Source organism: Micromonospora sp. NBC_00898 (assembly GCF_045207895.1).
GTDB lineage: Bacteria > Actinomycetota > Actinomycetes > Mycobacteriales > Micromonosporaceae > Micromonospora.
Genome location: NZ_CP108775.1, coordinates 6625047 through 6642110, shown reverse-complemented (window position 1 = coordinate 6642110; position 17064 = coordinate 6625047). Strand labels below are relative to the sequence as shown.

Below are 17064 nucleotides of genomic sequence, written 5' to 3'. Positions count from 1 at the left end.
TCACCGCTCCACCTCCGGCCGGTCCGTGCCCCCGGCGGCACTCCCGCCCGACCTCGACTCCCCGGCGGCGTTCCCGCCCGACGTCGACTCCCCGGCGGCCCGCGCTGCCAGCGGCGCACCGACCGGCACGAGCGCCGAGGGCTCGGTCAGCGGCACCTCGTCGACGGCGACGCTCGCCCGCAGCCGGTAGAGCTGGAGCACGATGGCCAGGCCCACGCCGATCTCGGCGGCGGCGAGCACGATCACGAAGAGCGCGAAGACCTGCCCGGCGTGCGGCAGCTGCGCCCGGACCGTGGTGTCCGCGGTGACCAGGATCAGGTTGACCGCGTTGAGCATCAGCTCGACGGCCATCAGCACCAGCACGGCGTTGCGGCGGCGCAGCACGCCGAACACGCCCAGGCCGAACAGCAGCGCGGCGGTGACGTACGGGACGACCGGCCTCACGCGCGACCTCCCTCGTCGGCGGTGGACCCGGCGGTCGTCGACCCGACGACCGGTCGGATCCCGCCCGCGTGGGCGTCAGCGATCCGAACCTCGCCAGGCCGGTCCGCACCGGCGCGAACCTCGCCGGGCCGGGGCCCGCCGCCGCGTCCGGTCGAAGCGGGCCGGGAAGCACCACCCGCCGCCGGACCGGCGACCGGACGCCCGCGCCGCAGCGGGTTCGCCGCCGCACCCGGGCCGGACCGGCCGATGTCCGGGCGGGAGAGCACGATCGCGCCGACCAGGGCGGCCAGCAGCAGCACCGACAGCACCTCGAACGGCAGCACCCAGGAGCGGAAGACCTGCTCGCCGAGGCGGTCGGCGGTGCCCGCGGCGGGCAGTTCCACCCGCGACCAGCGGAACGCGTCAACCAGCAGCACGGCCAGGCCCAGCCCGCTGCCGCCGCCGATCAGCGCGGCCGGCCAGCCCGGCCGGTCCAGGTCGTCGGAAGCGCCGATCGGGGCCCGGGTCAGCATCACCGCGAAGAGCAGCAGCACCACCACCGCGCCGACGTAGATCAGCACCTGCACCCAGGCCACCAGCTCGGCGGTGAGCACCAGATAGTCACCGGCCAGCGCGCCCAGGCAGACCACCAGGTAGAGGCCGGCCCGGACCAGGTGTTTCGTGCTCACCACGAGCACGCCTGCGCCGACCGCGACCGCGCCGAGGGCGAGCAGCAGCAGGTCCGCACCCGTCATGGGGTCGTGCCTCCGGTGGCGGGGCCGGGCTCGGGGCGTACGGCGGAAGGGCGGGCCGGAGCCGCGGCCTTGCGCGCGGCGGTGGTCTCCTCCTTGGACGGGTCGCCGTGCGGGTCGTGCGCGGGCGGCGGCGGGACGGTGGCCATCCACTCGCCGAGGTGGTCCTTGTCGTGCAGCAGGTCCTTGATGTCGTACTCGGCGTACTCGAACTCCGGGGTCCAGTAGAGCGCGTCGAAGGGGCACACCTCGACGCAGATGCCGCAGTACATGCAGAGCGAGAAGTCGATGTCGAACTTGTCGAGCACGTTGCGCTGCCGGGGGCGGGCGGCGCCGGGCACCGCCACCTCCTCCTTGTGCGAGTCGATGTAGATGCACCAGTCCGGGCACTCCCGGGCGCAGAGCATGCAGACCGTGCAGTTCTCCTCCAGCAGGGCGATCACGCCCCGGGACCGGGGTGGCAGCTCGGGGGCCACGTCCGGGTACTGCTGGGTGGTCGAGCGGCGGGTCATCGTCTTCAACGTGACCGCCAGCCCCTTCACCAGCCCTTCACCGGGCACACCGCTGCGGTCGCTCATGCCGCCCATCCTGCCCTGTGCCCCCGGCGCGCGCGACCACCACCCGGCGGATCGGGCCGGGTGGATCAGACTCCGCTGTGCGGCAGCGGCGGCAGCATCTCGACGCCGAGCTGCTGGAGGAGCTGGAACAGCTCGTTGACGCTCCACACGTCGACGATCCGGCCGGTCTCGTCGAAGCGCAGGAACGTCGCCCCCGAGTAGCTGACCACCTGGCCGGTCGGCGGGACCGGGCCGAACTGGCCGGCCTGGGTGCCGGCGGCCCGCCAGTGCACGGCCACCCGGTCCCCGGCCGCCACCAACTCGACGATCTTGTAGCGCAGATCCGGGAAGGACGCCCGGCGGTCCCGGTGCCAGGCCAGCGTCGCCGCCGGCCCCGTCCCGCCCAGCCCCGGGCAGTCCTCGGCGACCAGCTCGTACGCCGTCTCCTCGCGGCCGGCGTTCCACACGTCGGCGATGAAGCGTCGGGCCGCCGCCTCCAGATCGGTCACCGCGGCAGCCTAGCCCCCCGCTCATCGCGCCAGGGCTGCCCCGGCCGACCGGAGCGACCATGATGGGACCGGGACGACATCCTCAGGAGGCGGCGTGGGCACGGACAGCGACAAGGTCCTGGAACGGACCGGCGGGAAGTACGTCGAGCCGGGCGGCGAGTTCACCCGGGACCAGCGCTACATCGCCACCCGGATCACCGCCGACGGGCGGGCCGGCTGGCCGGTGGAGCCCGGCCGGTACCGGCTGGCGGTCAGCCGGGCCTGCCCGTGGGCGAGCCGGCTGATCATCGTCCGCCGGCTGCTCGGGCTGGAGGACGCCATCTCGATGGCGGTCGCCGGGCCGACGCACGACAAGCGGAGCTGGACCTTCGACCTGGACCCGGGCGGACGGGACCCGGTGCTCGGCATCGAACGGCTGGCCGAGGCGTACTTCACGCGGTTCCCGGGGTACGAGCGGGGCATCACCGTGCCGGCGATGGTGGACGTGCCGACCGGGCAGGTGGTCACCAACGACTACGCGCGGATGAGCCTGGACCTGTCGACCGAGTGGACCGGGTACCACCGCGAGGGGGCGCCGGAGCTCTACCCGGACCGGCTGCGCGGCGAGATCGACGAGGTCAACGCCGTGGTCTTCGCCGACGTGAACAACGGCGTCTACCGGTGCGGCTTCGCCGGCAGCCAGGAGGCGTACGAGAAGGCGTACCACCGGCTCTTCGACCGGCTGGACCGGCTGACCGAGCGGCTGGCCGGGCAGCGGTACCTGGTCGGGGACACCATCACCGAGGCGGACGTGCGGCTCTTCACCACGCTGGTCCGCTTCGACCCGGTCTACCACGGCCACTTCAAGTGCAACCGGCAGAAGCTGACCGAGATGCCGGTGCTGTGGGCGTACGCCCGGGACCTGTTCCAGACCCCCGGCTTCGGCGACACCGTCGACTTCGACCACATCAAGCGGCACTACTACGAGGTCCACCGCGACATCAACCCGACCGGCGTCGTCCCGCTCGGCCCCGACCTGTCCAACTGGCTCACCCCGCACGGCCGGGAGCAGCTCGGCGGGCGTCCCTTCGGCGACGGCACCCCGCCCCCGCCGCCCCCGCCGGCCGAACGCGTCGACCCCGCCCACACCCCGCTGCGCTGAGCGCGCTCACGGCCAGCAGGTGTCAAGAAGGGGCCTTGCTCTACCGGAGGCGTTAACCGGGGGGCCCTTCCTTACACCGCCAGGCGGACGGCGGCCGTCAGGACGAGCTGGGCGAGGGAGAGCGGCACGAGGACCAGCCAGCAGAGGCGTTGGAGCTGGTCCTCGCGGAGGCGGGGGTACGACACCCGGAGCCAGATGATCACGAAGGCGACGGCGAAGACCTTCAGCAGGGTCCACAGCCAGCCGAGCTGGGCGTCGGCGAACGGGCCCTGCCAGCCGCCGAGGAAGAGCACGGTGGTCAGCGCGGCGATCACCACGATGCCGACGTACTCGGCGAGCAGGAAGAAGGCGAAACGCAGGCCGGTGTACTCGGTCATGTAGCCGAAGACCAGCTCCGAGTCGGCGATGGGCATGTCGAACGGGGGCCGCCGGATCTCCGCCAGCCCGGCCACGAAGAAGACCACCATCGCGGGCGCCTGCCACAGCAGCCACCACGGCCGCCACGCCTCGACGATGCCGGAGAGGCTGAGCGTGCCCGCCGCCATCGCCACCGACGCCGCGGCCAGCACCAGCGGCAGCTCGTAGCCGAGCAGCTGCGCCGCGCCGCGCAGCCCGCCGAGCAGGCTGTACTTGTTGGCCGAGGCCCAGGCCGACATCAGCACCGCCACCACGCCGATGCCGACCACCGCGAGGACGAAGAAGAGGCCGATGTCCAGCGGCTGCCCGACCAGGTCACCCGGGCCGAGCGGGATCACCAGCAGGGCGAGCAGGTACGGCACCAGCGCCACCGCCGGGGCCAGCCGGAAGACCGCCCGGTCCGCGTCGCGCGGCGTGACGTCCTCCTTCTGCACGAACTTGATCCCGTCGGCGATCAGCTGCGCCCAGCCGTGGAAGCCGCCCGCGTACATCGGGCCGAGCCGGCCCTGCATGTGCGCCATCACCTTGTGCTCGACCTGCCCGACGACCAGCGGCAGGGTGAGGAACGCGACCAGCACGCCCGCCACCCGGAGGACCAGCTCCAACCAGGTGGGCATCAGGGCTTCCCTTCCTCGGGCCCGACGCCGCTCCCGGGCTCCGGTGCCGGCGGCCCGGCCGGGCGCTCCCCGGGCCGGGCGGGCTCGGGACGGTCGCCGGGGGCGGGTCGCGCGGGACGTTCCCGGGCCGGGCGGGCGGGCGTACCCCCGCGCGGGCCCTCGCCGACGCCGGCCGCGCCGGCGGGGGTCGGCGTGGTGCCCCACTCCCCCGGCGCCGGTACGCCCGGCGGGCGGATCGGCCGCCGGCCGCCGCCGGCCGCCGACTCGCCCGGCTCCTTCGCGCCCGGCCACGGCTTGGCCACCCGGGAGGCGAGGACGAACTCCTTGCGCAGCGGGTGCCCCTCGAACTCCGGCGGCAGCAGCAGCGGCTTCAGCTCGCCGTGCCCGTCGAACGAGATGCCGAACATCTCGAACGTCTCCCGCTCGTGCCAGCGCGCGCCCGGATACAGGTCGACCACCGACGCCACGGACGACGCCGCCCGGGGCACCCGGGTGCGCAGCAGCAGCCCGTGCCGCGCGCCGGTCGACCAGAGGTGGATCACCACGTCGAAGCCGTCGGCCAGCTCGTCGACCGCCGACAGCCAGTCGAAGAAGTCGCAGGCCAACTCGGCGTCGTCGCGCGCCGCGCGGACCGCGTCCCGCCAGCTCGCCGGGGGTACGTCGACGGTGGCGCGGGAGTGGGACTGACCGCCGGAGACCGACGCGGTGGCCTCGACGGGCGCGAGCAGCGCGACCAGCCGCTGGCCGACCTCTTCCGGAGTCATGCCGCTGATCCTATGGCCGGCGGCCCGCACCCGTGTCGGGCCGCCCGCGCTGCCGGGCCGGCCAACTGGCCGCTTTCGCCGCCGGGCAGCCACCCGGCGGGGAAAGATGAACACCGTGCGCGCTGTGACTGTGACTCCCGGTGTCCCCAATTCCCTGCGGCTGACCGAGGAGTGGCCCGAGCCGGCCCCCGAGGAGGGCGCGATCCTGGTCGAGGCGCTGGCGGTCGGCATCTGCGGAACCGACCACGAGATCATCGCGGGTAGCTTCGGCGAGGCGCCACCCGGCCAGGAACGGCTCGTGCTCGGCCACGAGTCGCTGGGCCGGGTGATCGAGGACCCCACCGGCACCCTCCAGCCCGGCGACCTGGTGGCCGGCGTCGTCCGGCACCCCGACCCCGTGCCCTGCCTGAACTGCGCGGTCGACGAGTGGGACATGTGCCGCAACGGGCAGTACACCGAGCACGGCATCAAGGCGCTACCCGGCTTCGCCCGGGACCGGTGGCGGATCCAGCCGAAGTTCGCCGTCGGGCTGGACCCGGCGCTGGCGCGGGTAGGCATGCTGCTGGAGCCGACCAGCGTGGTGGCGAAGGCGTGGGAGCACATCGAGCGGATCGGACAACGGGCCGAGTGGAAGCCGCAGAGCGTCCTGGTCACCGGGGCCGGCCCGGTCGGGCTGCTGGCCGCGCTGCTGGCCAGCCAGCGCGGGCTCAGCGTGCACGTGCTGGACCGGGCCACCAGCGGACCGAAACCGGAACTGGTCGCCGCCCTCGGCGCGACCTACCACGCGGTGCCGGTGAGCCAGCTCGACTTCGAGCCGGACATCGTGATCGAGGCCACCGGCGCGCCCGCCGTCGTCCTGGACGCGATGTGCAAGGCCGCGCCGACCGGCATCGTCTGCCTGACCGGCGTGTCCAGCGGCGGCCGGACCATCGACTTCGACGCCGGCGCGCTCAACCGGGCCCTGGTGCTGGAGAACAACGTGGTCTTCGGCTCGGTCAACGCCAACCGGCGGCACTGGGACCTGGCCGCGGAGGCGCTCGCCCGGGCCGACCAGAGCTGGCTGAATTCGTTGATCACCCGCCGGGTGCCGGTCGGGGGGTACGCCGAGGCGTACACCCCCGGACCGGACGACATCAAGGTGGTGCTGGACTTAACCGCCTGAGCCCCGGCGGGTCGCGGGTCAGATGCCGGGCAGCCGGCCGTTGCGGAACAGGTCCACGAAGAGCTGGTGGTCGTGGCGGGCCTGGACGCCGTACGCATGCGCGAAGTCGACCAGGTGCCGGGCGAAACCCGCCGCGTCGGCGTCGACGGCGGCGACGATCGCCTTCTCCGTGGAGTAGTCGACCAGGTCGTGGCTGGACTCGTCGTCGGCGACCGAGTGCATCCGGGCCACCGCCCGCCCCAGGTCGGTGAGCACCCCGGTCAGCTCCTCCGGCTCGTTGACGTCCGCCCAGTCCAGGTCCGCCGCGTACGGGGAGACCTCGGCGACGAGCTGGCCGGCCCCGTCCAGCTCGGTGAAGCCCACCCACGGGTCGGCGTACGCCTGGAGCGCCCGCTGCGACTCGGCGGTCCGGTGGCCCTGGTGCCGGAAGTAGCCGCGGACCCGCTCGTCGTCGATGTACCGCGCCACCGCCGGCACCTGGGCCTGCTTCATGTAGATGACCACGTCGTTCTCCAGCGCCTGGGTGTGCCCCTCCAGCAGCAGGTTGTACGACGGCAGCCCGGCCGACCCGATCCCCACGCCCTTGCGCAGCACCACGTCCTTGATGCTCGCCGCGACCGGACGCAGCCGGATCGCGGATTCCGGCCGGGTGTCCAGGTAGTCGTGGAAGGCGGCGCAGACCTTCTCCCTGGTCTCCCCGTCGACCTCGAACACGCCGTCGCCGAGGGAGAACCGGCGGTCGTAGTTGTCGATGGTGGTCTGCGTGGCGAGCAGGTCGACCCGGGTGTTGAGTCGGGCCTCCTGGAGCACCCGGTGCAGCACGCCGTCGGCGTTGTCCAGGGTGATCGAGCCGATCGCGTCGTCCCCGCCGGCCGCGATGGCCCGCAGTTCGGTGAGGTAGGACCGGGCGAAGCCGGTGACCAGCTCGCCGATCACCTGGTCGGAGAGGGCCTTCGCGTAGCCGAGCAGCGCCACGCTGGCCGCGAACCGCCTCAGGTCCCAGGAGAACGGCCCGACGTACGCCTCGTCGAAGTCGTTGACGTTGAACACCAGCTGCCCGGAGGCGTTCATGTACGTGCCGAAGTTCTCGGCGTGCAGGTCGCCGTGGATCCAGACCCGACTGGTCCGCTCGTCGAGGAACCGGTCGTCGGCGAAGTCGCCGCGCTGGTCGGCGTAGAACAGGGAGGCGCTGCCCCGGTAGAAGGCGAACGGGGACGCCGCCATCTTGCGGAACTTGCGGCGGAAGGCCGCCGGGTCGAGCGCCATCGACGCGCCGAACTCCTCGGTCAGCACGTCGACGATGAAGGCGGAGCGCTTCTCCGCGGACTGGGTCATGGCCGCAGGCTAATCCCCGCCGGCCACCGCCGGCCTCAGCCGGCCGGGGGACGTACCGGTGGCGCGGTGAGGGATGCCACCGGGCGCGGCGCGGGCTCCGCGGGGTTGGCGTCGACCGGCGGGGCGAGCCGGTCCGGGCGGCTGACGCCACCGATGCCGGACTGCTCGGCGGCGATCTTCTCCTGGAGGCGGAGGATGCCGTGCAGCAGCGCCTCCGGCCGGGGCGGGCAGCCGGGCACGTAGACGTCGACGGGGATGAGCTGGTCGACGCCCTTGGTCACCGAGTAGGAGTCCCAGTACGGGCCGCCGCAGTTGGAGCAGGCGCCGAACGAGATGACGTACTTCGGCTCCGGCATCTGATCGTAGAGGCGCTTGATCGCCGGGGCCATCTTGTCGGTGACCGTGCCGGAGACCACCATCAGGTCGGCCTGCCGGGGCCCGTGCGCGAACGGGATCACCCCGAGCCGGATGAAGTCGTGCCGGCCCATGCTGGTGGCGATGAACTCGATCGCGCAGCAGGCCAGCCCGAAGTTGAACACCCAGAGCGAGTAGCGCCGCCCCCAGTTCAGCACGAACCGGATCGGCTCGCCGAGCACCGCCGGTAGCTGCACCTCGGGCCTCCCTCGCGTGTCCCCGATCTGACAGTCAACCACAGCGCTTCGGCGACAACCGGCGCAACCGTCGGCAGCATCGACACGTGTGACGAGCGTCGACCGCGCCGGCGGCGACGGCACGGGGAGGACCCAGATGATGGTGACGGGGGAACCGAGGCTCGACGAGCCTCCACCCGAAGGGGCCGCGGGGCGGCGCGACCGCCGGGAGCGGACCGACGGGGTCGACTTCGACGAGCTGTACCACGCGCACTTCCGGTCGCTGACGCTCCAGCTCGCCGCCTACTGCGGCGACCTGTCGCAGGCGCAGGACCTGGTCCAGGAGGCGTTCTGCCGGGCGTTCGCCCGCTGGTCGCGGGTGTCCCGGTACGACGACCCGGTGGCCTGGGTACGCCGGGTCGCCTGGAACCTGGCGACCAGCCGGTGGCGCCGGCTGCGCACCGCCCAGACGTGGCTGTCACGGCAGCGCGAGGAGCACGTGCCGGGCCCCGGCCCCGACCGGGTGGCGCTGTCCGCCGCCCTGGCGCTGCTGCCGGCCCCGCAACGGCGGGCCGTGGTGCTGCACTACCTGGCGGATCTCTCCGTCAACCAGATCGCGCAGCAGGAGGACGTGCCGGAGGGCACGGTCAAGTCCTGGCTGCACCGGGGCCGCGCGGCGCTGGCGGCCCAGCTGGCCACGAACGAGGTGAACGACCATGACTGACTTCGACGAGATGCTGGTCAGCGGGGAGTTCGCGGCGTACCGCGAGGCCCTCGCCCCGGCCGTGCACCCGGCCGGTCCGGGGGCGGTCCGGCAGACGGTCCGGCGGCGGCGCCGGCGCACCGCGGTGGTCACCGCGGCGGCCGTGCTGCTCGCCGTGGCGATCCCGGTCGGCGCGAACGCGGCCCTGGACCGACGGTCCGGTCCGCGGCCCGGGCCGGCCCAGACCGGCGAGCCCACCCCGTCGCCGGCGACCCCGGCACCGAGCCCGTCCACCGCGTCGCCCACGCCGAGCACCGCCAGCCCCACCCCGGCGGCGCCGGACGGCCGGATCAGCCGGGCCCAGCTCCTCGCCACCGGCGTCGACCTGGCCGTCTGGCCCGGGGAGATGCCGCCCAGGACATGCACCAGCAAGGACGTCCGGCTCCGGACCGGCCCGCTCAGCGAGTCGCTGCCGGCGGTGCTGGGCGACCTCGCCTACGGCGACCTGGACGACGACGGCGCGACCGAGACGGTCGCCCTGGTGGGCTGCCGCTACGGCGAGGCCTCGGCGAAACAACTGGTGGCGTTCGACCGGGACGGAGCCGGGCGGATCGTCACGATGGGCCGAGTGGCCGGCACCCGCGAGGGGATGGAGGACATCACCGCGTTCTCCGTCGAGTCCGACGGGCAGATCCGGGTGCACGTGGCCGACATCCAACCCTGCTGCAGCACGCCGTCATGGGCACCGCAGCGGCAGTGGCGGACGTACGCCTGGATCGGTGACCGGTTCGACCAGACCGCAGGGCCGACGAAGTTCGGGGTCGACCCCCGGCTGACCGACCTCACCCTGACGGCCGGTGACCTGGCCGTCGGGCCGCCGGACGCGACGGGCAAGCGGACCGGCTCGGTGACCGTCACCGTGGTGAACAAGGGACCCGTGGACGTGCCCCTGCTCGGCTTCTCCGACTTCTACAGCGTCGGCGAGCCCGCCGGCGGGGACCTGGCCCGGTGCCGGGCGGTGCGGTCGGAGGGGTCGGACGCCTGCGTCCTGGACGGCCTGCCGGCCGGGAAACGGAAGACGTACACCTTCACCTTCCGGTACGACCCGCCGGACATCGGCGGTCCGCCGACCCTGCGGGTCATCCACTACGACTCCCAGGAGCGGTACTGGAGCGACCTGAAGTGGAAGGACAACCAGGTCGAGCTGAAGACGGTCGGCTAGGCGCGCGGCGACCCGGCGCCCCCGGGTCGCCGCGTCACATTGGCGACAGGCCATGCCCGCAACCGACCGTCCGAGAGGGACGTGTCACCACCATCGGGCGGACGGAAGCGCCGCCGCCCACCAACGGGGATCCACGGGAGGACCAGCATGACCACACGTACGGCACGGATCGCCACCTCGCTGCTCGGCGGGGCCGTCGCCCTGCTCACCCTGACCGCGCCGGCCGCCGCCGCGCCGACCGGAACGACCGGCGGCACCGACATCACCGCCCAGCGGCTCGTCCTCGAGCCGACCGATCGGGGGTACGTCGGGACGCTCACCGCCACGGTGACCAACCGGAGGTCGACCGCGACGTCGGTCAACCTGGTCATCACCGAGCCGGCCGCGGCCTCGTTCAGCACGATCGAACCCGGAGGTGCCTGCCTCTACGACCGGCTCGTGGAGAACCGGCTGGTCATCGGCTGCATGGGCGACCGGATCGAGGCCGGGCAGAGCGTCACCTTCCGGCTCGGCTTCCACGTCTGGACCACCGCCCGCGACTACCCGATGGTCGCCGACGGCGGGCGGATCGAGGTGGTCCCGGACGGCGCCACCCGGGCCGCCGACAGCACCGGCTTCACCACGCTGTTCCGCTCCACCACCGGGAGCCTGAAGAAGCCCCGGCCGTACGTGCAGGCCACCGAGACCGACCTGAGCATCCGGGGCGGCGCGGTGGTGCTGACCCGACAGGCGGACGACAGCCTGCTCGGCCGGATGCCGGTTTCCGTGCGCTACGGCAACGACGCCCCGACCTTCCTGCTCAACGTCGACGCCGCCCTGCCGGCGGGGGTGGAGGTCCACCACATCGAGCCGCAGGACATGCCGAGTTTCCCCAACTGGTTCAGCGTGCCGGGCGGCCGGTTCATGCCCGGCGAGGAGCGGACCTTCGACGTCTTCCTCAGCGCGCCCGCCGGCACGCCGGCCGGTGAGCTGGGCAGCGGCACGTTCACCGTGGCCGGCAGCTACTTCTGGGGGGCCGACCCGCAGGACGTGGACCCGGCGGACAACAGCACCTCGTTCGCGGTGACCGCGGTCGACGCGAGCTGACCGGCGGCGACGGACCCGGCGCACCCGCGCCGGGTCCGTTTCGTCCCACGGGGCCGCCAACTGTCGGCGGCCGTCGATATCGTGCGGACCGATGCCCGCCGGTGACGGCGGGCCGTCATACGGGGAGGAACGACCATGTCCATCACTCTGTCCACCGGCCGGCGGGTCGCCGCCGGCCTGCTCGGCACCGCGCTGGCGCTGCTCGGCACCGGAGCGCCGGCCACCGCCGCGCCCGCCGAGGCCACCGGTCCGCTGTCCATCACCGCGCAGCGGTTGGTGCTCGACCCCACCGACCAGGGGTACGTCGGCACCCTCACCGCCGTCGTCACCAACGATGGAACGGTGGCCGACTACCCGACCCTGACCTTCACCGAGCCGGCCGGGGCCTCGCACACGACGATCACGCCGGGCGGTCCCTGCTTCTTCCTTGGCCTGGCGGCGAACCGGATGCGTATCCAGTGTCTGGGCGAGCAGATCCAGCCCGGCGACAGCCAGACGTACTCGCTGGGGTTCCACGTCTGGACCACCCCGCGCGACTACGCCATGACGGTCGCCGGCACCGAGATCGCGGTAGAGCCGAACGGGAAGCCGGAGTTGGCCGAGACCGCCGCCTTCACCACCCTGTTCCGGTCCACGAAGGGCAGCCTGAAGAAGCCTCGGCCCTACGTCCAGGCCGTCGACAGCGACCTCCGGATGACCGCCGGAAACGTCACCCTCGACCGGCTGCCCGACGGCAGCCTCAGCGGCCGGATGCCGGTCACCGTCCGGTACGGCAACGACGCCCCGTCGTTCGACCTCCCGGTGACCGCCAGCCTGCCGGCCGGGGTGGCCGTTGACCACATCGAGCCGCAGGACATGCCCAGCTGGAGCGATGGATTCAGCGTGCCCGGGGGCCGGTTCATGCCGGGCGAGGAGCGGACCTTCGACGTCATCCTCACCGCACCCGCCGGCACGCCGGCCGGTGACCTGGGCGTGGGTTCGTACACGGTCTCGTCGAGCTACTTCTACGGCGCCGAGGTGCAGGACGTGGACCCGAGCGACAACACCGCCTCGTTCACCGTGACGGCGGCCGACGCGAGCTGAACGACGCGTCACCCGGCCGGGGTACCCTCCCCGACCATTCGTCATATTGCGTCGTGGTTCACAAACGATCGAGGGCCCGGAACCAGGTCGGTTCCGGGCCCTCACCGTCGGCGAAAGGTCACCAGGTCGGGCGTTGCAGCAGTCCGACGAACGCCACCAGCAGCCGTTCCCGCAGCCGCACCGGGGCCGCGTCGAGCAGGGTGTTGACCATCGCCATCCGGTCCGGCAGGGGCCCGCCGCCGAGGCCGAGGCCGGCGGCCCAGCCCGGCGATCAGCTCCGGGGTGAGCGCGTCCGGGGTCAGGCTGACGGCCAGCGCAAGCAGCTCCGCCGGAAGCTGCACCGGGCCGGCCGCCCGGGCCGCGGCGACCGCGTCGGCCAGGTCGGGGCCGAACTCGGCCACCCGGGGCGCCACCGCCGCGGTCACGGTGAGGTGCACGCTGGCCGGCAGGCCGGCGTACGACAGCTGGGGCTGGGTGTGCCAGCCCCGGGCGGTCAGCTCGTCGACCAGCCCGAACAGGTCGAGCCCCGGGTCGGTGCTGGTGAAGCAGACGACGCTCGACTCCGGCTCGGCCATCAGCCGCAGCCCGTCGACGCCGCGCACCGCGTCGGCCAGCCCGGCCACCGCGTCCCGGGTGAGCGCCGCGAGCCGCAGGTAGCCGTCCTCGCCGAGGTGCCGCAGGGTGGCGTACGCGGCGGCGATCGGGCCGCCGGAGCGGGTGGAGGCGATCACCGGGTTGACCATCGTGTACCCGGGCCAGTCGGCGTACGCGAAGTACTGCGGGGCGCGCAGCGCCGGATCGCGGTGCAGCAGCACCGACACCCCCTTCGGGGCGTACGCGTACTTGTGCAGGTCGACGGAGATCGAGGTGACCCCGTCGACGGTGAAGTCGAACGGTGGCACCGGCGCGCCGAGGCGCCGCAGCCAGGGCAGCGTCCAGCCGCCGAAGCAGGCGTCCACGTGGCAGCGCACCCCGGCCGAGGCGGCGACCGCCGCGATCTCCGCCACCGGGTCGACCACGCCGTGCGCGTACGAGGGGGCGGAGCAGGCCACCAGCACGGTCTCCGGGCGGATCGCGGCGGCCACGTCGACGGCGCGGGGGCGGAGGGTGACCGGGTCGACAGCCACGTGGTCGAGGGCGACCCGCAGGTAGTGGGCGGCCTTGGCGAAGGCGGCGTGCGCGCTGACCGGCACCACGATCCGCGGCTCGGTGACCTCCGGCCGGGCGTCCCGGGCCGCCTTCACGGCCAGGATCAGCGACTCGGTGCCGCCGCCGGTGACGCTGCCGACGACGTCCGGGGCGCCGGTGCCCGGTCCGCCGCCGAGCAGCCGCGCCGCCGCCCCCACCAGGGCGTTCTCCATCGCCAGCAGGGACGGGAAGGCGGTCGGGTCGAGCCCGTTGACGTGCGCGCTCGCCGCGTACGCGGCGTGGGCCAGCTCGTCCAGCCCGGCCACCCCCGGGTCGTACACGTACGCGAACAGCCGCCCCCCGTGGGTGGGCCGGTCCAGGGCGCGCAGTCCCCGGATCTCGTCGAGCACCTGCTGGGCGGGCACCCCCTCGACGGGCAGCGCGCCCGCCCTCTCCTCGTCGATCATGGACTCGTGACGCCCTTCTCGTGACGGCCGATCTCCGCCCCGCCGACAGCCCGCGCCTTCCCGGAACGCGGGCGTGGTCGCCGGCTCATGCCCCCTCTTTCCGGGAAACCGCGCCCCCGGTGGGCGTGGCGGCGGCGAGGCGGTCGGGGGTGAGGTCGTAGGTGCGCAGGAGCACCACGGGGGCGGCGACCAGGAGGGCGGGGAGGACCGTGAAGCCGACGAGGACGCCGAGGCGGGCGGTGGCCGACTGGGCCGCCGCGACGCCCGTCGACGACGAGGCGTAGCCGCTGAGCTGGAGGACCAGGCCGTAGAGGCCGGGACCGAGGGCGAGGCCGAAGGTCTCCCCGGCGGTCCACAGGCCGGTGAAGACGCCGGCCTGGCGGCGGCCGGTGCGCGCGGTGTCGTAGGCGATGCAGTCCGGCAGCATGGACAGCGCGAAGACCTGCTGGCCGGCGTAGCCGACGCCGATCAGCGCGACCAGCAGGTAGACCCCGGCGGCGGGGAGCACCGGCGCGGCGACGAGGGCCAGTGCGCCGGCCGCGAAGATCAGCGACGCGGCGACCAGGGCGACGAGTTTCCCCACCCGGGCGCCGACCCGGGTCCAGAGCGGCATGACCAGCAGCGCCGGCCCGACGAAGCAGGCGAAGAGCAGGGTGGGGCCGGTCTCCGGGTCGCGCAGCACCTGGTCGGCGAAGTAGCTGACCCCGGCCAGCACGGTCGCCACCCCGGCGGACTGCACCACGAAGCAGGCCAGCAGGGCCCGGAACGGCCGGTTGCGGCCGGCGACCGCGAGTTGGGCCCGCAGGCTCGGCTCGCTCTCCCCCACCGTGCCGGCCGGCGCGGCGCGGGTGCCGAGGAACGCGCCGACCGCGCCGACGACGATCAGGGCGGCCACGAAGAGGCCCATCCAGCGGTGCCCCGGCACGCCGTCGCCGCCCGCGGTCACCACCGCCGGGGCCACCGCCCCGGAGACCAGGATGGCCAGCGCCAGCACCGCGATCCGCCAGCTCATCAGCCGGGTACGCTCCGCGTGGTCGCCGGTCAGCTCGGCCGGCATCGCCACGTACGGCACCTGGAAGAAGGCGAACGCGGTCGCGGTGGCCAGGAACGCCACCGCCACGTACGCCCCGGCGGCCGGCCCGGAACCGAACGGCGCGGCGAAGATCCCGGCGAAGAGCACGGCCAGCGCGAGCCCGCCCAGCAGCAGGTACGGCCGGCGGGCGCCCCACCGTGACCGGGTCCGGTCGGAGATCCGCCCGGCGACCGGGTTGACCAGCACGTCCCACGCCTTCGGCAGGAGCACCAGCAGGGCGGCCACGCCCGCGGCGACGCCCAGCGTGTCGGTCAGGTAAGGCAGGAGCAGCAGTCCGGGCACGGTGCCGAAGGCCCCGGTGACCAGCGAGCCCAGCGCGTACCCGGCGTGCACCTTGCGGGGCAGTCCCGCCGGCGGCGGGGTTTCGGTGCCGACCGGATCGGCGGCAGCCCGCGGCGCGGGCACCACCGGCATGTTGGAGGGGGGCGGACCGGGCCGCCGGTCCGACGAGCCGGAGCTCCCGGGCGGCCTGTCCATGAGGCCGAATGTTACTCACGTTATGGCCCGGGTCACATCCCCTCCTCCGGCGACCAGGCCGCCGCCGCCATGTCCACCCCGGACCCGCGCAGCGGGCAGCCCTCGGCCCGCAGCCGGGCCCGCGCCTCCACCTCGTGCCCCGGCGGCAACCGCCCGGCCGAGTTCACCACCCGGTGCCAGGGCACCCCGCCCCCGTGCCGGGCCATGATCGAACCGACCAGCCGGGCCGACGCCCGACCCGACCGCTCGGCGAGGGCGTCGGCGACCGCCCCGTACGACATCACCCGGCCCGGCGGGATCCGCTCGACGAGGTCGAGCACCGCCTCGACGTACTCCTCTGGCGTCACGACCGGCCAGAGTATGGGAACGGCGGCGGCCGTGGTGGGACCGACCGCGCAGAATGGTCCGGTGCGTGAAGCAGTCACCGCGGCCCGGCGGGTCGTCGTCAAGATCGGCTCGTCCTCGCTGACCACCGCGGCGGGCGGCCTGGACGACGCCCGGGTCGACGCGCTGGTCGACACGCTCGGCGCGCTGGCCGCCGACGGCCGCGAGGTGGTGCTGGTCTCCTCCGGCGCGATCGCCGCCGGCCTCGCCCCGCTCGGGCTGGCCCGGCGCCCCCGCGACCTGGCCACCCAGCAGGCCGCCGCCAGCGTCGGCCAGGGCCTGCTGATCGGCCGGTACGCGGCCAGCTTCGCCCGGCACCGGCTCACCGTCGGGCAGGTGCTGCTCACCGTCGACGACGTGACCCGACGGGTGCACTACCGCAACGCCTACCGGACCCTGCGCAAGCTGCTCGACCTGCGGGCGGTGCCGATCGTCAACGAGAACGACACGGTGGCCACCGAGGAGATCCGGTTCGGCGACAACGACCGGCTGGCCGCGCTGGTGGCCGCCCTGGTCCACGCCGAACTGCTGGTCCTCCTGTCGGACGTGGACGCGCTCTGGACCGGCGACCCCGGCCGGCCGGAGAGCACCCGGATCACCGAGATCCGCGACGAGCGGGACCTGGCCGGCGTGGACATCGGCGGCGCCGGCCGCGCCGGAGTGGGCACCGGCGGCATGGTCACCAAGGTCGAGGCGGCCCGAATCGCCACCGGCTTCGGCATCCCCGTGGTGCTCACCGCCGCCCCGCTGGCCGCCGCGGCGCTGGCCGGCGAGCCGGTCGGCACGCTCTTCCACCCCGAGCGGCGGCGCCCGGCCGCCCGGCTGTTCTGGCTCGCCCACGCCACCACCCCACGCGGCCGGCTGCACCTCGACCCGGGGGCCGTGCAGGCCGTGGTGGGCCGACGCAAGTCGCTGCTGCCGGCCGGGATCACCGCCGTCGACGGCGCGTTCACCGCCGGAGACCCGGTCGACCTGGTCGACGCCGAGGGCTCACCGGTCGCCCGCGGGCTGGTCAACTACGACGCGGTGGAGCTGCCCGGGCTGCTCGGCCGCTCCACCGGAGAGCTGGCCGCCGCGCTCGGCCCGGCGTACGAACGTGAGGTCGTCCACCGCGACGACCTGGTGCTGCTGTGAACCGGGACCCCGTGCCCCAC

15 protein-coding genes and 3 pseudogenes are annotated in these 17064 nt (G+C 74.0%); 7 read left to right on the top strand and 11 right to left on the bottom strand.

The features are described 5' to 3' along the window. The 4 genes and pseudogenes from nuoK to OG799_RS32280 form a co-directional block, all read right to left on the bottom strand. A complete protein-coding gene (gene nuoK / locus OG799_RS32295; protein WP_406040626.1) occupies nt 1–444 on the bottom strand; it encodes an NADH-quinone oxidoreductase subunit NuoK in 444 nt (147 codons plus the stop codon). Between the two features lie 158 nt (nt 445–602). Next, nucleotides 603–1178, bottom strand: a pseudogene (locus tag OG799_RS32290) (NADH-quinone oxidoreductase subunit J); the annotation flags it as partial. Then, nucleotides 1175–1753: a NuoI/complex I 23 kDa subunit family protein gene (locus OG799_RS32285; RefSeq protein ID WP_406040624.1), complete on the bottom strand. Its 579-nt coding sequence runs from the start codon at nt 1751–1753 to the stop codon at nt 1175–1177. The pseudogene OG799_RS32290 and the gene OG799_RS32285, both read right to left, overlap by 4 nt. A gap of 65 nt (nt 1754–1818) precedes the next feature. Then, nucleotides 1819–2241, bottom strand: a complete 423-nt coding sequence (locus OG799_RS32280) for an ester cyclase (RefSeq protein WP_406040622.1) — start codon at nt 2239–2241, stop codon at nt 1819–1821. A 94-nt stretch (nt 2242–2335) separates the two neighbouring features. Between OG799_RS32280 and OG799_RS32275 the strand changes: the two genes are divergently transcribed. Beyond that, nucleotides 2336–3382, top strand: coding sequence for a glutathione S-transferase family protein (locus OG799_RS32275; RefSeq protein ID WP_406040621.1), 1047 nt, complete (start codon nt 2336–2338; stop codon nt 3380–3382). Between the two features lie 71 nt (nt 3383–3453). Here the strand turns inward: OG799_RS32275 and nuoH are convergent, their stop codons facing one another. Together nuoH and OG799_RS32265 are read right to left on the bottom strand one after the other, a co-directional pair. Then, nucleotides 3454–4416 carry an NADH-quinone oxidoreductase subunit NuoH gene (nuoH, locus tag OG799_RS32270; protein ID WP_406040619.1) on the bottom strand — a complete coding sequence of 321 codons (963 nt, stop codon included), beginning with the start codon at nt 4414–4416 and terminating at the stop codon, nt 3454–3456. Nucleotides 4417–4583: 167 nt separating this feature from the next. Then, nucleotides 4584–5180, bottom strand: a pseudogene (locus OG799_RS32265) (NADH-quinone oxidoreductase subunit C); the annotation flags it as partial. A gap of 115 nt (nt 5181–5295) precedes the next feature. Between OG799_RS32265 and OG799_RS32260 the strand changes: the two are divergent. Next, complete coding sequence (locus OG799_RS32260; protein ID WP_406040617.1) at nt 5296–6342, top strand: glucose 1-dehydrogenase; 1047 nt, start codon at nt 5296–5298, stop codon at nt 6340–6342. 18 nt (nt 6343–6360) lie between these two features. On the opposite strand, the gene OG799_RS32255 is transcribed toward OG799_RS32260, so the two are convergent. Continuing rightward, entirely contained in the window at nt 6361–7677 is a 1317-nt protein-coding gene (locus OG799_RS32255; protein WP_406040615.1) for a DUF2252 domain-containing protein, read from the bottom strand. 35 nt (nt 7678–7712) lie between these two features. Next, nucleotides 7713–8288, bottom strand: a complete 576-nt coding sequence (locus OG799_RS32250; protein ID WP_406040613.1) for an NADH-quinone oxidoreductase subunit B — start codon at nt 8286–8288, stop codon at nt 7713–7715. A gap of 136 nt (nt 8289–8424) precedes the next feature. Here OG799_RS32250 and OG799_RS32245 point away from each other — a divergent pair, with 136 nt between their 5' ends. From OG799_RS32245 to OG799_RS32230, 4 genes are all read left to right on the top strand, one after another. Further along, complete coding sequence (locus tag OG799_RS32245) at nt 8425–8991, top strand: SigE family RNA polymerase sigma factor (RefSeq protein ID WP_406046471.1); 567 nt, start codon at nt 8425–8427, stop codon at nt 8989–8991. After that, on the top strand, nt 8984–10192 hold the full coding sequence (locus tag OG799_RS32240) for a hypothetical protein (RefSeq protein WP_406040611.1): 1209 nt from the start codon (nt 8984–8986) through the stop codon (nt 10190–10192). Before OG799_RS32245 ends, OG799_RS32240 begins: the two co-directional genes overlap by 8 nt. Nucleotides 10193–10339: 147 nt before the next feature. Next, on the top strand, nt 10340–11278 hold the full coding sequence (locus tag OG799_RS32235; RefSeq protein ID WP_406040609.1) for a hypothetical protein: 939 nt from the start codon (nt 10340–10342) through the stop codon (nt 11276–11278). 135 nt (nt 11279–11413) lie between these two features. Continuing rightward, complete coding sequence (locus OG799_RS32230) at nt 11414–12361, top strand: hypothetical protein (RefSeq protein ID WP_406040607.1); 948 nt, start codon at nt 11414–11416, stop codon at nt 12359–12361. Nucleotides 12362–12479: 118 nt separating this feature from the next. Here the strand turns inward: OG799_RS32230 and OG799_RS32225 are convergent. The 3 genes and pseudogenes from OG799_RS32225 to OG799_RS32215 form a co-directional block, all read right to left on the bottom strand. Next, nucleotides 12480–13956 (bottom strand): annotated as a pseudogene (locus tag OG799_RS32225) (pyridoxal phosphate-dependent decarboxylase family protein). 85 nt (nt 13957–14041) lie between these two features. Continuing rightward, the gene (locus OG799_RS32220) at nt 14042–15526 is read right to left on the bottom strand and encodes an MFS transporter (protein ID WP_406040605.1); all 1485 of its coding nucleotides are present in this window, start codon (nt 15524–15526) and stop codon (nt 14042–14044) included. Between the two features lie 32 nt (nt 15527–15558). After that, nucleotides 15559–15873, bottom strand: coding sequence for an MGMT family protein (locus OG799_RS32215; RefSeq protein ID WP_406040603.1), 315 nt, complete (start codon nt 15871–15873; stop codon nt 15559–15561). A 61-nt stretch (nt 15874–15934) separates the two neighbouring features. Here OG799_RS32215 and proB point away from each other — a divergent pair, with 61 nt between their 5' ends. Next, nucleotides 15935–17044 (top strand): glutamate 5-kinase, encoded by a 1110-nt coding sequence (gene proB / locus OG799_RS32210; protein ID WP_406040601.1) that lies wholly within the window; start codon nt 15935–15937, stop codon nt 17042–17044. Nucleotides 17045–17064 lie beyond the last annotated feature (20 nt).